The organism is Leisingera sp. JC1, from assembly GCF_001679925.1.
In the GTDB taxonomy this organism is placed as follows: domain Bacteria; phylum Pseudomonadota; class Alphaproteobacteria; order Rhodobacterales; family Rhodobacteraceae; genus Leisingera.
This window is the reverse complement of record NZ_LYUZ01000081.1, coordinates 42754-64483: the sequence shown is the minus strand read 5'-3', so window position 1 is coordinate 64483 and position 21730 is coordinate 42754. Positions and strand designations below refer to the sequence as shown.

19 protein-coding genes are annotated in these 21730 nt (G+C 62.3%); 12 read left to right on the top strand and 7 right to left on the bottom strand.

The window, feature by feature from the left end:
• Nucleotides 1-164 precede the first annotated feature (164 nt).
• The gene (locus A9D60_RS08340; protein WP_065267149.1) at nucleotides 165-3584 is read right to left on the bottom strand and encodes an indolepyruvate ferredoxin oxidoreductase family protein; all 3420 of its coding nucleotides are present in this window, start codon (nucleotides 3582-3584) and stop codon (nucleotides 165-167) included.
• Between the two features lie 169 nt (nucleotides 3585-3753).
• On the opposite strand from A9D60_RS08340, the gene A9D60_RS08335 reads away from it, so the two are divergent.
• From A9D60_RS08335 to grxD, 8 genes are all read left to right on the top strand, one after another.
• A complete protein-coding gene (locus A9D60_RS08335) occupies nucleotides 3754-4659 on the top strand; it encodes a LysR family transcriptional regulator (RefSeq protein WP_065267148.1) in 906 nt (301 codons plus the stop codon).
• Nucleotides 4660-5046: 387 nt separating this feature from the next.
• Nucleotides 5047-7317, top strand: a complete 2271-nt coding sequence (locus A9D60_RS08330) for a mechanosensitive ion channel family protein (protein WP_065267147.1) — start codon at nucleotides 5047-5049, stop codon at nucleotides 7315-7317.
• Between the two features lie 43 nt (nucleotides 7318-7360).
• Nucleotides 7361-8431, top strand: coding sequence for a BamA/TamA family outer membrane protein (locus tag A9D60_RS08325; RefSeq protein WP_254656651.1), 1071 nt, complete (start codon nucleotides 7361-7363; stop codon nucleotides 8429-8431).
• 103 nt (nucleotides 8432-8534) lie between these two features.
• Nucleotides 8535-10700, top strand: coding sequence for a phosphoribosylformylglycinamidine synthase subunit PurL (gene purL / locus A9D60_RS08320; RefSeq protein WP_065267146.1), 2166 nt, complete (start codon nucleotides 8535-8537; stop codon nucleotides 10698-10700).
• Nucleotides 10701-10777: 77 nt separating this feature from the next.
• The gene (locus tag A9D60_RS08315) at nucleotides 10778-11290 is read left to right on the top strand and encodes a hypothetical protein (RefSeq protein WP_065267145.1); all 513 of its coding nucleotides are present in this window, start codon (nucleotides 10778-10780) and stop codon (nucleotides 11288-11290) included.
• A 71-nt stretch (nucleotides 11291-11361) separates the two neighbouring features.
• Entirely contained in the window at nucleotides 11362-11598 is a 237-nt protein-coding gene (locus tag A9D60_RS08310) for a BolA family protein (protein ID WP_039182851.1), read from the top strand.
• Between the two features lie 6 nt (nucleotides 11599-11604).
• A complete protein-coding gene (locus A9D60_RS08305; protein ID WP_065267144.1) occupies nucleotides 11605-11838 on the top strand; it encodes a hypothetical protein in 234 nt (77 codons plus the stop codon).
• A 107-nt stretch (nucleotides 11839-11945) separates the two neighbouring features.
• Nucleotides 11946-12308 (top strand): Grx4 family monothiol glutaredoxin, encoded by a 363-nt coding sequence (gene grxD / locus A9D60_RS08300; protein WP_065267143.1) that lies wholly within the window; start codon nucleotides 11946-11948, stop codon nucleotides 12306-12308.
• Nucleotides 12309-12388: 80 nt separating this feature from the next.
• Here the strand turns inward: grxD and A9D60_RS08295 are convergent, their stop codons facing one another.
• The 3 genes from A9D60_RS08295 to A9D60_RS08285 all read right to left on the bottom strand — a co-directional run bounded on the left by A9D60_RS08295 (nucleotide 12389) and on the right by A9D60_RS08285 (nucleotide 15001).
• Nucleotides 12389-13555: a calcium-binding protein gene (locus tag A9D60_RS08295; protein WP_065267142.1), complete on the bottom strand. Its 1167-nt coding sequence runs from the start codon at nucleotides 13553-13555 to the stop codon at nucleotides 12389-12391.
• 211 nt (nucleotides 13556-13766) lie between these two features.
• A complete protein-coding gene (locus A9D60_RS08290) occupies nucleotides 13767-14168 on the bottom strand; it encodes a cell division protein ZapA (RefSeq protein ID WP_039182842.1) in 402 nt (133 codons plus the stop codon).
• Entirely contained in the window at nucleotides 14168-15001 is an 834-nt protein-coding gene (locus A9D60_RS08285; protein WP_065267141.1) for a colicin transporter, read from the bottom strand. Before A9D60_RS08285 ends, A9D60_RS08290 begins: the two co-directional genes overlap by 1 nt.
• Before the next feature lie 243 nt (nucleotides 15002-15244).
• Between A9D60_RS08285 and tkt the strand changes: the two genes are divergently transcribed.
• Nucleotides 15245-17266: a transketolase gene (tkt, locus tag A9D60_RS08280; protein WP_065267140.1), complete on the top strand. Its 2022-nt coding sequence runs from the start codon at nucleotides 15245-15247 to the stop codon at nucleotides 17264-17266.
• A gap of 115 nt (nucleotides 17267-17381) precedes the next feature.
• On the top strand, nucleotides 17382-18104 hold the full coding sequence (locus A9D60_RS08275; RefSeq protein ID WP_065267139.1) for a hypothetical protein: 723 nt from the start codon (nucleotides 17382-17384) through the stop codon (nucleotides 18102-18104).
• Nucleotides 18105-18133: 29 nt separating this feature from the next.
• Here A9D60_RS08275 and A9D60_RS08270 read toward each other — a convergent pair whose 3' ends face one another.
• A complete protein-coding gene (locus A9D60_RS08270) occupies nucleotides 18134-19105 on the bottom strand; it encodes a DUF808 domain-containing protein (protein WP_065267357.1) in 972 nt (323 codons plus the stop codon).
• 244 nt (nucleotides 19106-19349) lie between these two features.
• Between A9D60_RS08270 and gap the strand changes: the two genes are divergently transcribed.
• Together gap and A9D60_RS26550 are read left to right on the top strand one after the other, a co-directional pair.
• Nucleotides 19350-20351: a type I glyceraldehyde-3-phosphate dehydrogenase gene (gene gap, locus A9D60_RS08265; RefSeq protein ID WP_065267138.1), complete on the top strand. Its 1002-nt coding sequence runs from the start codon at nucleotides 19350-19352 to the stop codon at nucleotides 20349-20351.
• A gap of 75 nt (nucleotides 20352-20426) precedes the next feature.
• Complete coding sequence (locus A9D60_RS26550; protein WP_175392925.1) at nucleotides 20427-20570, top strand: hypothetical protein; 144 nt, start codon at nucleotides 20427-20429, stop codon at nucleotides 20568-20570.
• An 87-nt stretch (nucleotides 20571-20657) separates the two neighbouring features.
• Here the strand turns inward: A9D60_RS26550 and coaD are convergent, their stop codons facing one another.
• A complete protein-coding gene (gene coaD / locus A9D60_RS08260) occupies nucleotides 20658-21158 on the bottom strand; it encodes a pantetheine-phosphate adenylyltransferase (RefSeq protein WP_065267137.1) in 501 nt (166 codons plus the stop codon).
• 123 nt (nucleotides 21159-21281) lie between these two features.
• The gene (locus tag A9D60_RS08255) at nucleotides 21282-21719 is read right to left on the bottom strand and encodes a CBS domain-containing protein (RefSeq protein WP_065267136.1); all 438 of its coding nucleotides are present in this window, start codon (nucleotides 21717-21719) and stop codon (nucleotides 21282-21284) included.
• Nucleotides 21720-21730: the final 11 nt, after the last annotated feature.

The window sequence follows — 21730 nt, the reverse complement described above, 5'->3', positions numbered from 1 at the left end:
GAAAATAAGACAAAAACGACCGCCGCAGCAAAAATTTTCAAGCGGACTGGTCCCAAAAGGCGGAACGGCAAACGCCGCGCGTCAGCGCGGCGCCGGGCCCAACTGTCGTGGGCCTTTCTTCGAAAGGATCAAGGCGGGCGGGAGTTTCCCGCCCTGCCCCGGTATTATTCCGCCGCCTGTTTCAGCGGCACGCCGCCCTGGCGCAGCGCGGCCAGCAGCTCCTCGCGGCGCTTGGCGGCCTTTTGCTCGTTCACCATCTTCACCGGGCCGAAACCGCGGATCTGCAGCGGCAGTTCGGCCAGCGCCTGCAGCGGCTCCATGATTTCAGGCGCAGCCTTCGGCAGCCATTCCTTCATGTCAGCCTCATACTGCTTGATCAGCGCCCGCTCCATCTTGCGTTCCTCGGTGTAGCCGAAGACGTCCAGCGGTGTGCCGCGCAAGCCCTTCAGCTTGGCCAGCAGGCGGAAACCGCGTTCAATGCCGGCGCCGAACTTGCGCTTCTTCGGGCGGCCGTCCGGATCGGTTCCGGTCAGCATCGGCGGGGCCAGGTGGTAGGAGAGCTTGAGATCGCCCTCGAACGCCTCTTCCGCCTTGGCGCGGCTGTCGAGCAGCAAGCGGGCGACCTCGTATTCATCCTTGTAGGACAGGAGCTTATGATAGCCTTTTGCCACCGCCTCTTTCAGAGCGGGATCGCTGATGCCGACCAGCAGCTTGCCATAGCGCTTGGCCAGGCCCTTGCCCTGGTAGGCCACCAGGTGATCGGCGCGGAAGGCGATTTTCTCCTCAAGCGTCTTGGGCTTGTCTACCACCTTGGGCTCGATCAGCTTGTTGGCTTCCTTTGGGTGCAGCACTGCCCAGCGGCCGATGTCGAAGGCACGCTTGTTGCGGTCCACCGCGGCGCCGTTCATCTCGATCGCCTGTGCGATGGCTTCAAAGCTGACGGGGATCAGCCCTTTCTGCCAGGCGCCGCCGAACACCATCATGTTCGAGAAAATCGAGTCGCCCATGGTCACGCGGGCCAGTTCAGAGGCATCAAACAGGTCCAGCTGGTCGCGAAGGCGGGCCTGCAGGGCCAATTCCAGACGGTCGGAGGGCACCTTGAACTCGGTGTTCTTGGTGAACTCGCCGGTGATGATCTCGTGGCTGTTCACCACTGCGCCGGTCTTGCCGGTGGTTGTCAGGCCCAGGGTCTTGGCGCCGGCACTCACCACCAGGTCGCCGCCGATCAGCGCATGCGCCTCGCCGGTGGCAACACGGATGGCGGAGATGTCCTCCGGCTTCTCAGCAATCCGGCAGTGGATATGCACCGCGCCGCCCTTCTGGGCGAGGCCGGCCATTTCCATCAGGCCCGCGCCCTTGCCGTCGATCTGGGCTGCCTGCGCCAGAACCGCGCCGATAGTCACAACGCCGGTGCCGCCGACGCCGGTGATCACCACGTTATGGGTGCCGTCGATTGCAGGCAGTTCCGGCTTGGGCAGGTGCGGCAGGTCGAGGCCCGCGGTTGCTTCCTTGCGTATCTTGGCGCCTTCGACGGTCACGAAGGACGGGCAGAAGCCGTTCAAGCAGGAGAAGTCCTTGTTGCAGGACGACTGGTCGATGGCGCGCTTGCGCCCCAGTTCGGTGTCCTTGGGCACTATGGAGACACAGTTGGATTGCACGCCGCAATCGCCGCAGCCTTCGCAGACGTCGGTGTTGATGAACACCCGCTGATCCGGATCCGGGAACTGGCCCCGCTTGCGGCGGCGGCGTTTCTCGGCGGCGCAGGTCTGAATGTAGATGATGGCAGAGACGCCTTCGACCTGTTCAAACTCGCGCTGGATCTTCATCATCTCGGCGCGTTCATGCATCCGCATGCCGGCCGGGAACAAGGAGGCGTCCACGTCCTCTTTCTCGTCATAGACCACGGCCATGGTCTTGACACCCATCGCCTTCAACTCATGCGCGATCTGCTGCGCGGTCAGACCGCCCTCGGCCTGCTGGCCGCCGGTCATCGCGACCGCATCGTTATAAAGGATCTTGTAGGTGATGTTGGTGCCTTCGGCCAATGCCGCGCGGATCGCCTGCACGCCGGAGTGGTTGTAGGTGCCGTCGCCCAGGTTCTGGAACACGTGCTTGCGGGTGGAGAACGGGGCCTCGCCGACCCAGTTCACGCCTTCGCCACCCATGTGGGTGAAGCCGGTGGTTTCGCGGTCCATCCACTGCACCATGAAGTGGCAGCCGATGCCGGCATAGGCGCGGGAGCCGTCCGGCAGGCGGGTGGACGAATTGTGCGGACAGCCGGAACAGAAATACGGCAGACGGGTGGCGATTTCCTCGGCGTTGTCGGCGCGGCGCGCCTCTGCCAGCGCTTCCAGCCCGGCCTTGATCGCTTCGGTCTCGCGGCCCTCCTCGATCAGGATGCCGCCCAGCTTCTCGGCGATCATGATCGGGTCCAGCGCATATTTTGTCGGGAACAGCTCATCCCTATGCATGCCGCCGGCGCCGCCCTTGTACCAGCCGTAAACCCGGCGGCCGCGGCGGTTGTCAAAGATCGCTTCCTTGATCTGGATCTCGATCAGCTTGCGCTTTTCCTCGACCACGACGATCAGGTCGAGGCCCTCGGCCCAGTCGTTGAAGCCTTTCATGTCCATCGGCCAGGTCTGGCCCACCTTGTAGGTGGTGATGCCCAAGCGCTCCGCCATGTTCTCGTCGATGTTCAAGAGCTTCAGCGCGTGCACAAGGTCGAGCCAGTTCTTGCCCGCGGCGACAAAACCGATCTTGGCGCCGGGTTTGCCCCACATGCGCTTATCCATCTTGTTGGCATGGCTGAACGCCTCTGCCGCAAAGCGCTTGTAGTCGATGATGCGGTTTTCCTGGCGGAAACGGTCGTCATCCAGGCGGATGTTGAGGCCGTCGGCCGGCATGTCGAACTCCGGGGTGACCAGCTGCATCCGGTCCGGGCGGGCATCGACGACCGAGGTGACCTCAATGGTGTCCTTCATGGTCTTGAGGCCGGTCCAGAGGCCGGAGAACCGGCTGAGCGCGTAGCCGTAGATGCCGTAATCCAGGATCTCCTGCACGCCGGCCGGGCTGACGATCGGCAGGTAGCAGTCCAACAGCGACCATTCAGACTGGTGCAGCACGGTGGAGCTTTCGCCGGTGTGGTCATCACCCATCGCCAGCAGCACGCCGCCGTATTTGGAGGAGCCGGCCATATTGGCGTGGCGGATCGCGTCGCCGGAGCGGTCAACGCCCGGCCCCTTGCCGTACCACAGGCCGAAGACGCCGTCGTATTTGCCTTCGCCGCGTACCTCAGCCTGCTGTGCGCCCCAGAGCGCGGTGACCGCCAGGTCCTCGTTCAGGCCGTACTGAAAGGTGACATCCGCCTCTTTCAGCTGCTTCTCGGCGCGGGACATCTGCAGGTCCACTGCCCCCAGGGGCGATCCTCGGTAGCCGGTAACAAGACCGGCGGTGTTGAGACCCGCTGCCTTGTCGCGGTGCTTCTGCATCAGCATCAGGCGTACCAGCGCCTGGGTGCCGTTCAGCAGCACGGGCGATTTGGTCAGGTCATATTTGTCGTTCAGAGTAATTTTCGGCGTGCTCATCGTGGCCTCCTCAACCGGGATTAGCTTGCACTTTCTGCCCGCAAGAATAGGTCATAAATGCTGACCTGAATAGCCGCATTTTTTTCGATTTTGCTCGCTTGCGCCGTGAAAACTGATACATAACTAAGATTTCATACAGTCGGCCCCGAACGGACAGAAAGTAACACATATGGATTGGGATAAGCTCAGAATATTTCACGCGGTGGCCGATGCGGGCAGCCTGACCCATGCCGGGGACAAGCTGAATCTGTCGCAATCCGCGGTCAGCCGCCAGATCCGGGCGCTGGAAGAAAGCCTGAATGCGACGCTTTTCCACCGTCATGCGCGCGGACTGATTCTTACTGAGCAGGGTGAGCTGCTGTTTGACGCCACCCAATCCATGTCCGCGCGTCTGGAAGCAGCCTCTGCCCGCATCCGCGACAGTGAAGAGGAAGTGTTCGGCGAGCTGCGGGTCACCACCACCGTGGGGTTCGGAACGCTGTGGCTGGCACCGCGGCTGACCAAACTGTATGAGCAGTATCCCAACCTCAAGATCGACCTGATGCTGGAGGAACGGGTGCTGGACCTGCCCATGCGCGAGGCAGACGTGGCGATCCGCATGAAGGAGCCCAGCCAGGCCGATCTGGTGCGCAAGCGGCTGATGACGGTGCGGATGGGGCTGTATGCGACGCCGTCCTATCTGGAGAAGAACGGCAGTCTGGAAACCTCCGAGGACATTTCCAATCACCGGCTCATTTGCCAGAACCAGCGCTCAGCGCAGGTGGGGTCGGCCGCAGTTCTGGGCAAGAAGCTTATGGCCTTGAACCCCGGTTCGCTGCTGACTGTGAACAATTACTTCGGGGTGCTGCAGGGGGTTCTGCATAATCTGGGTATCGGGATTCTGCCGGATTACGTGACTGAAGAATTCCCGCAACTGGTCGAAGTGCTGCCGGAAGAGGTCCAGAACGAAGTTCCGGTCTACCTTGCCTACCCGGAGGAGCTGCGCCATTCCCAGCGTGTCGGCGCTTTCCGTGATTTCGTGCAAAGCGAAATCATGGCCCACCGCAAGCATATGAAGGAATTGGGCAAACTCTGAACGCCTGGACCGGGCCGGCGCGCTTGTTTCACAGCTGCTTTACGGCGGCCGGGCCTGTTCCCGGCAAACGGAAGCGTCAGCCATGCAAAAACCGCATAGCAGCATTGACGCTGAATTGGCGTAACTCCCCTTGAAGGGTACGCCCTATCACCCTAAATGATCCTCATGAAGGCGGCGGCTTCGCCCCCCTTCATACCTCCCTGTTGGACTTCGGCCGAGCTTAGTGCTCGGCCTTTTTTTTGGCTCAACGGCATCCCGCAGCCAGCGGCCGGGGATTAACATCCTGCAACAAAAAACCATTTTCCTTTGACCTGAATACAACTCATCGGTTCAACTGAGCCAGAGGTTACCCGCACCCGGCCCGATATTCTGGCACAGGAGGTTCCGATGACGTTTTATTTTCAGCACTTCGCCCGCATTTTGAGCGTTTTTTTGACGGTTCTGGTTCTTGGGGCAGTCCTGAACGCGCCGGCTATTGCTCAGACCAGCGCGGCGCCTGCCCTGCCCGACCCTCTGACGGAGGACGCCATTCATGAGATGGTCGCCCGGATGTCCGACGACCAGGTCCGGGCGCTGCTGCTTGAAAGGCTGGACGCCGTGGCCGCCCGCCAGCAGGCCGAAGCCCCGCCGCCGACCCTGACCGGGCGGGTGGTGCAGCTTTGGACTGCCTTCACGCTGCCAGTCACGGATGCGGTGCGCAAGCTTCCTGTTCTGCCGGAGGGGCAGTCACGGGCGATTGGCAACTTTGTTCAGAAACATGGCGGTTTCGGCGGCGTGCTGAAGATGCTGGGGCTGATTGCCCTGACCCTCGCCATCGGCCTGGCCGCGGAATTCGGGGTGCGCAAACTGATCGCGCGCTGGCGCAACCTTGAAACGGTCAGCGGCGATGCGGACACATTGGCAGGCGCGCTGAGCTTTCTGGGACGCCGCTTCCTGCGCGAGATGATTGGTCTGGTGGTCTTTTACGTCGTGATCCGCGCCGTGGGCCGCACCCTGCTGGATGCGCATATGCTGCAGTTTGCGGCACCGATGGTCACATACCTGATTTGGATGCCGCGCGTTGGGGCAGCCGTGTCCCGTTTCATCATGGCTCCGGAACGGCCGGACCGGCGGCTGGTCAATGCCAGCGACCGCTGGGCCGACTTCCTGCATTTGCACACCATTGGCCTGATTTTCCTGGCCGGGCTGACCATTTTCTCCGTTGGCTTCAATACCGCTAACGGAGTTCCGCCGGAATCGATCCGCCTGGCCTACTGGCTGGACAGTCTGGTCTATGTCTACATTATCTGGATTGCCTGGACCGCACGCGAAGGGCTGGCCGACATGATGCGCGGCACCGACCCGGACCGCACCCGCTATGACGAGATGGCGGCGCAGTATTACCCCTATTTCGCAATGGCTGTTGCGGCGCTGACTTGGGTGGTGGTCGGAACCCTGGTTGGCCTCGGCAAGGTGGCGCAGCTGATCCACGGCGCCCATTACGTCACCATGTTCTGGCTGCTGGCCGCGCCAGCGCTGGACACGGCCATCCGCGGCCTGGTCAAGCATCTGGTGCCGCCGATGTCCGGCGAGGGCCATCTGGCCGAGGCTGCGTATATCTCCACCAAGCGCAGCTATATCCGGATCGGCCGGGTGCTGGTTGCAGGCATCGTGCTGATGATCATCTCCAACGCATGGGATGTTGACCTGATGGCCATCGCCACCGGCGCAGAGGGCATCGCAGGCAACATCATCGGCTGCCTGATGACCATCGCAGTGGGCTATGTGGTTTATGAAGGCGTGTCGCTGTGGATCAACCGGAGGCTCGCCAAGGAGCAGACCTCCGGCGAAGAGGGCGAGGTTGGCGGCGAAGGCGGCGGTGCGGGCGGATCGCGGCTGGCAACGGTGCTGCCGCTCTTGCTGGTCACCGCGCAGGTCGCCATCGTGGTGATTTTCGGCCTGCTGGCTGTCGGCGCGCTGGGCATCGATATCACGCCGCTTTTGGCCGGTGCCGGCATTCTGGGCCTTGCCATCGGCTTTGGCGCGCAGAAGCTGGTGTCGGATGTGGTCTCCGGAATCTTCTTTCTGGTCGATGATGCCTTCCGGGTCGGTGAATATGTCGAGGTCGAAGGTACCCGCGGCACGGTGGAGAAGATTTCGATCCGCTCGATGCAGCTGCGCCATCACCGCGGTCCGATCAATACAATCCCTTATGGCGAGATCCCCAAGCTGACCAACTACAGCCGCGACTGGGTGATCATGAAGCTGCGCTTCACGGTTCCGTTTGATACCGATCCCAACAAGGTCAAGAAGATCTTCAAGAAGATCGGGGCTGAGATGATGGCGGACGAGTTGTACAAGGACGACTTTCTACAGCCGTTCAAGAGCCAGGGCGTTTTCGACTTCGATGACGTCGGCATGATCATGCGCGGCAAGTTCATGGCCAAGCCGGGCACCCAGTTCACCATCCGCAAGGAGATCTACAACCGGATCAAAGCAGCCTTTGCGGAAAACGGCATCGATTTTGCCCGCCGCGAGGTCCGGGTGGCAATCCCGGGCCTGGAGGACAGCGACCAGCTGAACGACACCGAAAAGGCCGCCATCGCCGCAGCCGCCGGCAGCGCCGCGCAGCAGCAGGCAGCCGAAGGGGCCGAAGACGGTGCCGGGCAGAAGAAGTAACTGCCTGTGCCGTGCCATCAGGTCCGCCACCCTGGCGGCGGGTGTGGCAGTCTTTGCCTTTGCCGGGCTGGCCGCTGGGCCCGAACAAACCGAGCGGCACCTCGGCCATATCGAGACGGCGCAGAAGGCTGAGGGCTATGGCTTCCGCAACGGCTCCGTCGTGGTTGCGCCGGTGCCGTTCTCCAGCCCGATGATCGGCTCCGGCCTTGCGCTGGGCGCGGGTTATCTGTTCAAGACCAGCCCGGATGCCAACACCTCTGTCGTCGGGCTGGGCGGGCTCAGGTCCGATAACGGCAGCCAGGCGGCGGCAGGCATGGTCAACCTAGCCTTTCCCGGTAACCGCTGGCAGATCAAGGCCTTCGCGGCACGGGCGGATGCGGTCTATGACCTTTATACCGGGCTTGGTGTTCTGCCTGTCAGCCAAGACGGGTCGCTGGTGCGGATCAACGCGGCATACGGAGTGACAACGGAGCTGTCTGCCGGGGTCCTGCTGCGCTATCTGGAAACAAGCATCGCTCCAAACGCGGGCTTGCTGCCGCCCAGCCTGCAGCCGGACGCCGATCTGGAAATCGGCACCTTCGGTCTCAGCCTCGACTGGGACCGGCGCGACGACAGTGACTATCCCACACAGGGCACACGGCTGACTGCTTTTGCCACCCGGTCCCATACACTGGGCGGGCTCAGCCGCCGGTATGACAAGGGGTATGCCATTCTTGACGGTTACCGCCCTCTGGGGCGACGCGGCGTCCTGGCCCTGCGTGGCACGATCTGTGCTGCCTCTGGCAACACGCCGTTCTTCGACCAGTGCTCCATCGGGGCCACCGATAACATGCGCGGCTTCAACAGCACGCAGTTTATCGGCGCGCGCTCTGCCTCGGTGCAGGCCGAGTACCGCAAAAGGTTTTCCAAGCGCTGGGGCGGCGTGGTCTTTGCCGGCACCGGCTGGACGGGGCCGGAGTTCGGCGATTTGACGCAGGGCGGCAGCCACAGTGCTGCCGGCGCAGGCCTCCGCTACCGGGTGTCCAAGAAATTCCCGGTGGATTTCTCGATTGATGTCAGCCGCAACAACGCTCAGGAAACCCAGTTGTATGTCTATGTCGGGCAGCGGTTCTGACACTGCGGACACGCGGCGTGCATCCGTTTGCGCAACCCCTCTTTCCCAATGGCAAAGCTTGCTCTAAAAGGCGCGCAATCGCAGCCATTGGGGACGTTTACGGATGCAGGAACCCGCCATCACGCCTGAACTGATCGCAAACCACGGGCTGAAGCCCGATGAGTACGATCTGATCCTCGAAATCATCGGGCGGGAGCCGACCTTCACCGAGCTGGGCATCTTCTCGGCGATGTGGAACGAGCACTGCTCCTACAAGTCCTCCAAGAAATGGCTTCGCACCCTGCCAACCGACGGTCCGCAAGTGATCTGCGGCCCCGGCGAAAACGCGGGCATCGTGGACATCGGCGACGGCGATGCCGTTGTTTTCAAAATGGAAAGCCACAACCACCCCTCCTACATCGAGCCCTACCAGGGCGCGGCAACCGGGGTTGGCGGTATTCTGCGCGACGTCTTTACCATGGGTGCGCGCCCCATCGCCTCGATGAACTCGCTGTCCTTTGGTGAGCCCGGCCACCACAAGACCCGCCAGCTGGTCAACGGCGTCGTTGAGGGCATCGGCGGCTACGGCAACTGCTTTGGTGTTCCTTGCGCAGGCGGCGAGGTCCGCTTCCACCCCGCCTATAACGGCAACTGCCTGGTGAACGCCTTTGCGGCTGGCCTCGCACGCACCGACTCGATCTTCTATTCCGCTGCCTCTGGCGTTGGTATGCCGGTGGTGTACCTGGGCGCCAAGACCGGCCGTGACGGCGTCGGCGGCGCCACCATGGCGTCGGCGGAATTCGACGACACCATCGAGGAAAAGCGCCCCACCGTTCAGGTCGGCGACCCCTTCACCGAAAAGCGCCTGATGGAAGCCACGCTGGAGCTGATGCAGACCGGCGCGGTGATTTCGATCCAGGACATGGGCGCAGCGGGCCTCACCTGCTCTGCCGTGGAAATGGGCGACAAGGGCAAGCTGGGCGTGCGCCTGGACCTGGAAAAGGTGCCGCAGCGCGAAGAGAACATGACCGCCTACGAGATGATGCTGTCGGAATCCCAGGAGCGGATGCTGATGGTGCTGAAGCCGGAGCTGGAAGCCGAGGCGCGCGCGGTGTTCGAAAAGTGGGATCTGGACTTTGCCATCGTTGGCGAGACCATTGCCGAGGACCGCTTCCTGATCATGCACAACGGCGAAGTGAAAGCCGATCTGGTGCTGTCGAAACTGTCCTCCACCGCGCCGGAATACGACCGTCCGTGGGTGGAAACCCCGGCAGCCGAGCCGCTGACTGACGCCGACGTGCCCTCCATCGACCCGATCGACGGGTTGAAGGCGCTGCTGTCTTCGCCCAACTACGCAGGCAAGCAGTGGGTCTATGAGCAGTATGACACCACCGTGATGGGCGACACCCAGCGCCGTCCGGGCGCAGGCTCCGGCATCGTGCGGGTGCATGGCACCGACAAGAAGCTGGCTTTCACCTCCGACGTGACCCCGCGCTACGTCAAGGCGAACCCGTTTGAGGGCGGCAAGCAGGCAGTGGCCGAGGCCTACCGCAACCTGACAGCCGTGGGCGCCAAGCCGCTGGCAACCACTGACAACCTGAACTTCGGCAACCCCGAAAAGCCGGAAATCATGGGCCAGTTCGTCGGCGCCATCAAGGGTATCGGCGAGGCCGTGGCGGCGCTCGACATGCCGATCGTCTCCGGCAACGTGTCGCTGTATAATGAGACCGACGGCAAGGGCATCCTGCCGACCCCGACCATCGGCGCCGTGGGCCTGATTGCCGCGGGCGAGGAGCCGATCATCGGCGAGGCGCGCGACGGCCATGTGGCGCTGCTGGTGGGTGAAACCACCGGCCACCTGGGCCAGTCGGCGCTGCTGGCAGAGGTCTTCAACCGCGAGGACGGCGACGCCCCGGCGGTGGACCTGGACGCCGAGAAGCGTAACGGTGAATTCATCCGCGCCAACCGCGAGCTGATAAAGGCCTGCACCGACCTCGGCGACGGCGGCCTGGCGCTGGCCGCGTTCGAGATGGCCGAAGAGGCCGGCGTCGGCGTGCAAATCGACGCAGGCGACACCCAGACCGTGTTTGGCGAGGACCAGGCGCGCTACCTGATCGCCTGCAACTTCGACCAGGCCGAGGCGCTGATGCTGGCCGCGGGCCAGGCGGGGGTCACCGTCACCACTGTCGGCAAGTTCGGCGGCGACATGGTGAAAATCGGCACTTCCGAAGCACCGCTGGCTGAGCTGAAGGACATCTTCCGCTCCAGCTTTGCCGCTGCCGTGGCTTGATCTGCAGCGGAAAGCGTTGACTCTATTCGGGCGGGACGGCGCAGCTGTCCCGCCCTTTCCTTTGACCGGACCGGCCGATGCCCCTTCCTGAACTCACCGAGGATTGCAGCCGCTGCGCGGGCCTGTGCTGCGTGGCCTATCCGTTTGAGGCGCATGAGGATTTCGGCCTGCTGAAAGCAGCAGACACGCCCTGCCCCAACCTTGCCCCGGATTTCCGCTGCAACATTCATGATGATCTTTCCAAATGCGGCTTTGGCGGCTGTGTCGCCTATTCCTGCGCCGGTGCCGGGCAGCGGGTGACGCAAGAGCTGTTCGATGGCGAGACCTGGCAGGATGACCCGGACCTGATGACCCATATGACCTATGCCCTTCGGGTTGTACGCCCGGTCCACGAAGCTCTGCTGGTGTTGCTGGAGGCCGCCGCACTGCCGCTGCCGCAGGCGCTGCAGGAGCGCTGTGCCAAGCTGACCCGGTCACTCTGCCCGGAGGCCCCCTCCTCTATTTGGGACTTTGAGGAAGACGAGGTGCAGGAGGCCCTGGCAGAGGTGCCGGAATTTGTCGAAAGCATTGCGCCTTTTGCGCAGGGCTGAGACTAATCCTGCTTGCACAGCCCCTGCCGCACACCTACATTTTTGGCAAACAAGACAAAGGACTTCCCCGGATGCCCATGCAAGCCCACGAAATCGAAGAACTGCTGCGAGATGCCTTCCCGGATGCCGAAATCCAGGTCGGCGGCTCCGACGGCGTGCACATGTCGGCGATGGTCGTCGACGAAAGCTTCCGCGGCAAGAACCGCGTCCAGCAACAGCGCGCTGTCTATGCCGCGCTGAAAGGCAAGATGGACGGCCCCGACGGCGAGCTGCACGCGCTGGCGCTGACCACCAAGGCGCCGGAATAACCCGGGATGTCGCTGTTCTCCTCCATCCTGGTGATTGGCATTGTGATCATGACCGCCATAGTGGCGCTCGTATCCCAGCGTCGCCGCCCGCTGGAGGAGGACGACGAAGACCCGGATTACCACACCCTGCGATCCGACTATCAATCCGGCATGGGCGGCGGATCCGCCCGGACCTGGAAAGTCCCCAAGGACCCGCAGGAATACGCCCGCTTCTTTGTTCCCAAGAACAAACTGAAATAGCGCTGCGCCCACTCTGGCGCTCTCATTGGGGCGGATTGGCAAAACGCACCTCGTTCCCTATATGAACGCCAACGGAAACGGCGCAGCAGCCGAAAGGAAATGAATACATGACCGACGCAAAGACCCGCATCGACGAAACCGTCAAAGCCAATGACGTGGTGCTGTATATGAAAGGCACCAAGGAAATGCCGCAGTGCGGCTTCTCCTCGCGCGTGGCGGCTGTGCTGAACTACATCGGCGTCGACTACACCGACGTGAACGTGCTGGCGGATGAGGAAATCCGCTCGGGCATCAAGGAATATTCCGACTGGCCGACCATCCCGCAGCTTTACGTCAAGGGCGAGTTCGTCGGCGGCTGCGATATCATCACCGAGATGGCACTGTCCTCGGAACTGGACACCCTGTTTGACGACAACGGCATCGCCTTCAACAAGGAAGCCGCCGACAAGATCCGCGAAGCCAACGCCTGACTTCAAGCGGTACCAGAAACAAAAAAGGGCCTGCCGTGTTCCGATACGGCAGGCCTTTTCGTTACGCCAGCGCCAGCGCGTTACTCCGCGCCGACCAGAACCAGATCGTCGATGGTAAAAGTCTCTCCGGCGCCTTCAAGGCGGGCCACGATCTCGCCCCGCTCCAGGATCAACGCGTCGCCGGTGTCAGCATCGTTTTCAACAGTGTAATCGTCTGCGTTAACCGCGCCGCCGTCAGCACTGAAAAGCAGTTGAACCACATCCTCGCCCGGCGTGAAATCCGTGATGCTGGTCACGCCTTCCGCGTCCTGGGACATATACAGAGCAAAACTGTCCTGACCACCGCCGCCGGTGCCGGTGTCACCTGCTCCAAGCAGCAGGAAATCACTGCCGGCACCGCCATCCAGGGTATCGGCCCCGTCGGCGGCATCCGACAGGCTGAGACCGGTGAGCGGGGTTCCCTCGTCGCGCAGCAAGTCGATTTCTTCGGGGCTGACCTCGCGGGAGAAGTTCACACCGCTCAGCGCGTCGTTGCCGTTCCCGCCGTTCAGCATATCTGCACCGTCGCCGCCGATCAGGTCGTCGTCCCAGTCGCCGCCGTTTAGCGTGTCGTCGCCGCTGTCGCCGAACAACACGTCCTTTCCGCCGTCGCCGGACAGCACGTCATTACCGTCACCGCCATAGACGATGTCATGAAACGCACCGCCGGAGATACTGTCGTTGCCGTCACCGCCAAAGGCCGTGTCCATGCCTGCGCCGCCCGAGAGCACATCATTGCCGTTGCCGCCGTCCAAAAGGTCAAATCCCGAGCCGCCGACCAGATGGTCATTCCAGTCGCCGCCGCTCAGCGTATCGTTGCCGTCACCGCCAACCAGCGTGTCCATGCCGCCGTCACCGGACAGCGAGTCATCGCCTGTGCCGCCATCGAGAATGTCGTGGTGGCTGCCGCCGGAAAGGGTATCGTTACCCTCTTCGCCATAGACGACATCCATACCGTCACCCGAATACACCTGGTCATCCCCGGCGCCCGCATGAACGGTGTCAAATCCGGTCCCGCTTTCAACGAAATCATCACCGTCGCCGAGCACCAGATCGTCCGGACCAGCGGTGGGCAGATCTTCAGCCGGTTCCGCGGGCAGGTCATCCAGCCCTGTTTCAGGGCCGGTGCCGTTGTCATCGTCATCATTGTCCAAGCCGATTGCGATCCCGGCTACCGCCAAGGACCCGAAAAGAAGCGCCCCAATCATGTATTCCCCCAAAAGCAGAAAGATAAAATTTTCCACAATCTTAATATTACGGTGCAGTGTACAGGTCCAGCACGCGTTAGACGTGTAACGCTACGGTACTGGAAACGCACTGTTCCGGAATTCGAAACGATGGAAGCAACGCGCCCCCCGCACCGCCCGGCGCAACCGGGGGCGTTAACAACCTGAAACCTCAGGGAGAGGAACGTTGGTGTCAGCCGGCGGGCTGCACCTTCTCTTCGATTTCCTGCGCCAGGGACTCGGTCCGGGCGGCCAGTTCAGCCAGGCTCTCGGTCACTTGCGGCGGCACCACGGCCACCTCGATCCGCTCAGGCTCGGGTGCGGGCGCGGCCTTCAGCGCTTCCAGCTCCTGCATCCGCTCAGACAGTTCGGCTTCGACTTCCTTGATCCGGTCCTCGACCGCCGCGGTCTTGTCGGCCAGCATCAGCCCGGCCATCAGCAGCATCCGTGCTTCGGGCATGCGGCCGATCTGGTCCGACAGCACCTGCGCCTCGTCATCCAGCATCTTGGCAGCAGCGTGCAGATAGCTTTCCTCACCCTCCTGACAGGAGACTTCAAAGCCGCGGCCGCCGATATGTATGGTCACCTCGGGCATCAGACTTCCTCCCCTTCAGGCAGGTTTCTTGCGTTGACCAGAAGCGGCTCCAGCTTGGCCAGAACCGCGTTTACCTGGGCCTGATCGCTGGCCTGCGCTGCGCGCAGCCCTTCGATTTCAGCTTCCATCGCCGTGTTGATCAGCCCGGCATCGCCCAGGCTTTGCGCGTTGGCTTCCCGCAGAGCGGCATTGGAGGCGCGCAGCTCCTCATTGGCAAGCCGCAGCTGCTGCAGTTCGCTGTCCAGCCGCACCAGGGCCTCGTTCTGGCGTGCCAGTTCAGCGTCCATGTCCGGAGCATCCGCCTGTGTGCCGCCAGCGGGAGCAGCCTCCAGCTGAGCCTGCAGGGCGTCTTTGGCCGCCTTGGCTTCGGCCAGTTCATCCTCCAGCGCTTCCTTGTCGCTTGCCGCGGTATTGGCCGCTGCTTCCAGCTGGCCCTTCAGGCGGGAGACTTCGGACCGCAGGGCCTGTTTCTCAGCCGGGTCGCCGGCTTCGTTTCTCAAGAGTTCCAGCTCGGCCTGCATCGCCGCCACATCTTCGCTGCTGGCAGAAGAACCCGCAGGCGCGTTGCCCTCAGCCTCCTTCAGCCGGGCGTGCAGCACCTTCACCCGCTCTTCCAGCTGGGCGTTGGCAGTCCTCTCTTCGTCCAATGCCTGCTCAAGCTCGGCGTTGGCGGCCCCGGCGGCTGCGGCCTCAGCGGCCTGAACAGCCGCAGCCGTTGCTTCTTCGGCCTTGACCCTGTCCGCGGCGCGCGCCTCCTGCAGCGCGGCAGAGCCGGCGCTGATGCGCTCCAGCGCGGCCTGAATGCGGCCTTGCAATTCTTCAATCTGGTTCATGCCTGTCCCTCACCCGCACCCGGCCGTTCCATTATCGTTCCGCTGCCCGTCCGAATCGAGCGGGCGCGGCCGGCCTGGGCCAGTTCTTCCATTTCAGGAATAAATCACCCCCCTTTGCGTTTCAACCACTTGCCGCGCCTAGTTCGCGCAGATTGGCCGCAATAGGCGCAACCACGCTTGATCTTTGGCGCATCGCTGTTATTGAGCGCAGCAAATGCCTGTTAACGCCAAAGGACAATCCAAGTGGACCTGACAGCCCTGCGCACCGCCAATCCCGACCATTGGAACAAGGCCGCCGCCATCCGCGCGCTGGCACTGGACGCCGTTGCCGCCGCGAACTCCGGCCATACCGGCATGCCGATCGGCATGGCCGATGTCGCCACCGTGCTGTTTGAAAAGCACCTGAAGTTCGACGCATCGAACCCGCAGTGGCCGGACCGCGACCGGTTCATCCTGTCGGCGGGCCACGGCTCGATGCTGATCTACTCGCTGCTGTATCTCACCGGCGACAAGCAGGTCACCCTGGATCAGATTAAGAACTTCCGCCAGACCGGTGCCATCACCGCGGGCCACCCGGAGAACTTCCTGATCGACGCGGTGGAAGTCACCACCGGCCCGCTGGGCCAGGGCATCTCCAACGCTGTCGGCTTTGCCATGGCAGAGGAAATGCAGCGCGCCCACTACGGCAAGAAGGTCGTCGATCACCATACCTATGTGATCGCCGGCGACGGCTGCCTGATGGAGGGCATCAGCCAGGAGGCCATCGGCCTCGCAGGCCGCCACCAGCTGGGTAAGCTGATTGTCTTCTGGGACAACAACAACATCACCATCGACGGCACCGTTGATCTGTCCGACCGCACGAACCAGGTGCAGCGCTTCAAGGCGTCCGGCTGGCAGGTGATCGAAATCGACGGCCACGACCCTCAGGCCATCGACGAGGCAATCACCGCGGCGAAGAAGTCGAAGAAACCGTCGATGATCGCCTGCAAGACCCATATCGCCCTGGGCCACGCCGCACAGGACACCTCCAAGGGCCACGGCGCGCTGACCGACCCCGCGCAGCTGCAGGCGGCCAAGGACGCCTACGGCTGGACCGGCGGTGCGTTTGAGGKTCCGGCAGAGATCAAATCCCAGTGGGAAGAAATCGGCGCCCGCGGCAAGTCCGAGCGCGCAGCCTGGGAAGCCCGCTTTGCCGAGCTGTCGCAGCAGAAGCAGGACCGCTTCAACCGCGCCTACAACCTGGACGCCCCCAAGAAACTGTCCGCCGTCATCAAGGCGCTGAAAAAGCAGGTGAGCGAGGAGCAGCCCAAAGTTGCCACCCGCAAGTCCTCTGAAATGGCGCTGGCCGTCATCAACCCCTTGATGCCGGAAACCGTGGGCGGCTCCGCCGACCTCACCGGCTCCAACAACACCAAGACCGGCGATCTGGGCGTGTTTGACACCGACAACCGCAAGGGCCGCTATGTCTACTGGGGCATCCGCGAGCACGGCATGGCCGCCGCGATGAACGGCATGGCGCTGCACGGCGGCATGCGCCCCTACGGCGGCACCTTCTTCTGCTTCACTGACTATGCCCGCCCGGCGATGCGTCTGGCGGCACTGTCGAAAATTCCGTCGGTCTTCGTGATGACCCACGACTCGATCGGCGTCGGCGAAGACGGCCCGACCCACCAGCCGGTGGAGCATCTGGCGATCTGCCGCGCGACCCCGAACACCTATGTGTTCCGCCCCGCCGACACCGTCGAAACCGCCGAAGCCTGGGAAATCGCCCTCACCTCCAAGGACACCCCGTCGGTGATGACACTGACCCGTCAGAACCTGCCCACAGTCCGGACTGAGCACAAGCTGACCAACATGGTCGAGAAAGGCGCATACGTTCTGGCCGAGGCCGAGAACAAGCGCCAGGTCATTCTGATCGCCACCGGTTCCGAAGTTTCGGTTGCAATGGACGCCAAGGCCAAGCTGGAGGCCGAAGGCATCGGCACCCGCGTCGTCTCCATGCCTTGCATGGAGCTGTTTGCACAGCAGGACGAAGCCTACCGCCGCAAGGTCCTGCCCGCGGGCCCGGTGCGCGTGGGTATCGAGGCCGCTGTCCGCGACGGCGGCTGGGACCGCTGGCTGCTGGGCGAGCGCGGCCAGGAGAAGAAAGCCGGTTTCGTCGGCATGGACCGCTTCGGCGCCTCCGCCCCGGCAGGTGAGCTGTTCGAGCGCTTCGGCATTACGGCTGAGGGCACAGTGGCGAAGGTGAAAGAGCTGCTGGGCTGAACGGTTTACGCAGAAAGACAAGTTGACTAGACGCCTTCGGGCGTCTTTTCTTTTAAGACTTTCAGCTCTGCAGAACTCTCAGTAAGAAACCGAATAGGGAACGTGAGGAAGTCATATGAAGGTAGTGCCAGTTGTCCTCGCGATTTCAGCAATACCAATTGCTTGGCTCGGCGTATCTTTTTTCATCGAACGTGCAGCATCGTGTCCTACTTCTGAGGACCTAGCGCGTGGTATTGTTTTTGAGGAAGAGCTCGCAAAGGACCATGGGTACATTGTCAAGTCCCACCGCAAAGCTTCCGATAACGACACTATTACCGCAAGCTACTTCTTAACGGACGGAAAACTGGAAAGGCTTTTTGAGAGTTTTAACGAAACTGCGTCTGCAATTGACAAAGACATAACACCAGCAACCACAGCAACGTGGATTACAAAAAAGAGCAATGGCTTGTACAACTTGTTGCAGCAACAAGCCGAGGGAAGTAACCGAACTTCCTACGAGTACTCGATCATCCCCACTGAACTCGTATTAAGCTATCCGGACGATGAAGTTTTTTATACCGTTCAATGGTTCCGCGATAACAAAACTTGGCTAAGGGAAACGAGGTCGAGGGTGACAAAGAGAGGCTTTGTTCACTTTGGGTCGTGCACCTATGGCGCGCTGCAAATAGAAAACAACGGTTATAGAACAAGCCCTGAAGGTGTCAAAAAGAGGGAGAAGCAGTTACTCGTATACATTCCTGAACTTCTATACTCATTGCGTGGTCTCCTATCCGAAAGCCGCCCAATCAAGGTTCGTCATCGCCAAGACGGAGACTTTTTTCCAGACGCAATTGAGTGATTTTCCGGTTCTAGTCACTGGGCCTCAGTTCAATTACTGCCGCCCTCGCCAGTTACCTTAGCGGTTAGCGGCCCGATCACCTTCGTCGCCAGCGGGATCAGCACCAGCCCCCAGGCCACACCAAACACCCCGTCCATTGCCGCCTTGGCGGTCCACTCGGCAAAGCCTTCCCAGGCCGCAGGCACCGCGTGGCCGACGGCATAGGCCCAGTCGTGGATCAGATGGCCCAGCCAGTCAAAACCCAAGACCTCCAGCCCGTGGATGATGATGGAGCCTCCGACCCACAGCATCGCCGCGGTGCCGACCACCGACAGGATCTTCATCAGCACCGGCATGAACTTGACCAGCCCGCGCCCCAGCCCGCGCCCCACCGGCGTCGGTGCGTTCTGCGCCAGGTAGAGGCCCACATCATCCATCTTCACGATCAGCGCGACAGAGCCGTAGACCGCCAGCGTCACGCCAATCGCCACCACTGCAAGCGTCGCCGCCTGCATCCAGACATTCGGCGCCTCGATGGCGGCCAGCGCGATGGTCATGATCTCTGCCGACAGGATGAAATCGGTCTTGATCGCGCCCTTGATCTTCTGCTCTTCCAGATGGCCGGGGTCTTTGACGCTCATATCCTCGTCGATGGCGTGGCTGGCGTGCGGGAACAGCACGTGAAAAACCTTCTCAGCACCTTCAAAACACAGGTACGACCCGCCGAGCATCAGCAAGGGCGTAATCAGCCAGGGCGCGAAGTTTGCCAGCAGCATGGCGACGGGCATCAGCAGGATCAGCTTGTTGAACAAGGAGCCGCGGGTAATGCGCCAGATGATCGGCAGCTCGCGGGCAGGCGCAAACCCCTGCAGGTACTTCGGCGTCACTGCGGCGTCGTCGATAATCACGCCCGCGGTCTTGGCCCCGGCCTTGCCGGCCGCTGCCGCCACATCGTCGACCGAGGCCGCCGCCACCTTGGCAATCCCCGCCACGTCATCCAGCAGCGCCAGCAATCCGCTCATGCCAATTCCCTCAAATCCTGTTCGCGTTTGGGTGGCAATCTGCCCGGTTCCGCGCCGCAGCACAAGCGTTAGCGCCACCGCGCGCGGGACACGGATTTCCGTTACCGCCACCGCCCCAAACCGTTACCGCCAACATCATGATTTTGCGCTAACAGTTTCATTTAATGACGCTTTTACCCCTTTAGACCACAGGGCCTCCGGTCTATATGGCGGCCAAAGGTTTTGCTCGCTTGGAGACGTACTCATGACCATCAAAGTCGGGATCAACGGTTTTGGCCGCATCGGCCGCTGCACCCTGTCGCACATCGCCGCCTCGGGCCGCGACGACATCGAAGTGATCAAGGTGAACGCCACCGGCCCGCTGGAAACCGCAGCGCATCTGATCAAATACGACTCCGTGCATGGCCGTTTCCCGGGTGAAGTGACCATCGGCGACGGCACCATGAACCTTGGCCGCGGCGACATGCAGATGTTCTCCACCTACGACATGAACGAGCTGGACTGGGACGGCTGCGACGTGGTTCTGGAATGCACCGGCAAGTTCAACGACGGCGAGAAGGCCAAGGCGCACCTGGAGCGCGGCGCCAAGAAAGTGCTGCTGTCCGCCCCCGGCAAGAACGTCGACAAGACCATCGTGTTCGGCGTCAACGACGACCAGCTGGAAGCTGGCGACACCATGATCTCCAACGGCTCCTGCACCACCAACTGCCTGGCGCCGCTGGCCAAGGTGCTGGACGAAGCCTTCGGCATCGAGCACGGCATCATGACCACCATCCACGCCTACACCGGCGACCAGCCGACCCTGGACCGCCGCCACAAGGACCTGTACCGCGCCCGCGCTGCCGCCATGTCGATGATCCCGACCTCGACCGGCGCCGCCAAGGCCCTGGGTGAAGTGCTGCCGAACCTGAAGGGCCGCCTGGACGGCTCCGCCATCCGCGTGCCGACCCCGAATGTCTCCGCCGTGGACCTGACCTTCCGCGCCGGCCGCGACGTGACCGCCGAGCAGGTCAACGCCGCCGTTAAAGAGGCTGCTGAAGGCCCGATGAAGGGTGTTCTGGGTTATGAGCCGGCGCCGCTGGTCTCCGTTGACTTCAACCACTCGCCGGAAAGCTCGATCTTCGCGCCGGACCAGACCCGCGTGGTCGAGGACCGCATGGTGCGCGTGCTGGCATGGTACGACAACGAATGGGGCTTCTCGGTGCGCATGGCCGATGTCGCCGTGGCGATGGGCAAGCTGAGCTAACCTGCCCTGCCCTCTTGAGAATTCGCGGCCGCTCAGGTTATCTGGGCGGGCGTTTTCATTTGCGGCGGAGCCTTCATGACCAACCGGATTGCCATTTGCCTTGGCTTGTTCCTGATCGCCGCCGCGGTCATCGACATCGCCATTTTCGGCGACACGCATATGATCTTTCTCGGCAAGAAGCTGTTTGCGCTGATCGACTGGGCCGCCTTCTGGCGCTGATCCCCAGCACATTTCCGCAGTTCGCCGCCAAAGGCACAAAGCCGGGCGTGAGCCCGGCTTTGCCTGTGTCCAATTCTGTGAACGGTGTCAGGTGGTTTTACCCAGCCGTTCCATCAGCTTGTCATTGACCAGGGGTGTAACGAATTTCGACACGTCACCATCCAGCCGGGCGATTTCCTTGACCAGTTTTGACGCAATCGCCTGGTGCCGCGCTTCTGCCATCAGGAACACGGTCTCAATCGAGCTGTCCAGCGCCCGGTTCATGCCGACCATCTGGAATTCATATTCGAAATCGGCAACCGCCCGCAGCCCGCGCACGATGATCTGGGCGCCGACGTCGCGGGCGCAGTCGATCAGCAGGTTCTCGAAAGGGTGCGCCACGATCTCGGTGCCGGTCTCGTCGCTCAGCTTGGCGCACTCCGCCTCGATCATCGCCACGCGCTCCTCCAGCGGGAACAGCGGCCCCTTGTCGCGGTTGATGGCGACGCCGATCACCAGCTTGTCCACCAGCGCGCTGGCGCGGCGGATGATGTCGATATGCCCGATGGTGATCGGGTCAAAAGTGCCGGGATACAGACCAACGCGCATGGGCGGCCTCCTGCCTTGTCAGAAATTTCTGCGCACGCAAACATATTTGCGGCCGTCATTGCAAGGGGGCAGAAATACGGAGGCCCCGCCTGCGGCCAAGTGCCCCGCGCGGTGGCCTGCGGCTCAGTGGCCCATGATCATGTCCTGCAGCGCGTCCTTCTCCATCGCTACCTGGGCCAGCTGCGCCTTGACCGCATCGCCCAGGGTGATGATCCCGATGAGCTTTCCGTCGTCTTCCACCACCGGCATGTGGCGGAACCGGCCATCGGTCATCTGCTGCAGAACTTCGCCGACGTTTGACTGGCTGGTGCAGGTGACCAGTTCCTTGGTCATATAGCCGCTGACAGGCTCCGTCAGGCAGCCTGCGCCGTCCTTGGCCAGTTCCCGCACGATATCCCGCTCCGACAGGATGCCGTCCGGGTATTCGCCGTCTGCGGAAACCACAACGGTGCCGAAACGGTTGTCTGCCATCACTTTTGCAGCTTCGGCGACACTCGCAAACAGGCTGACGGTAACAACACCCGAGCCGGCCTTGGACTTTAAAATCTCTTGAACGAGCACGCTGGGGACCT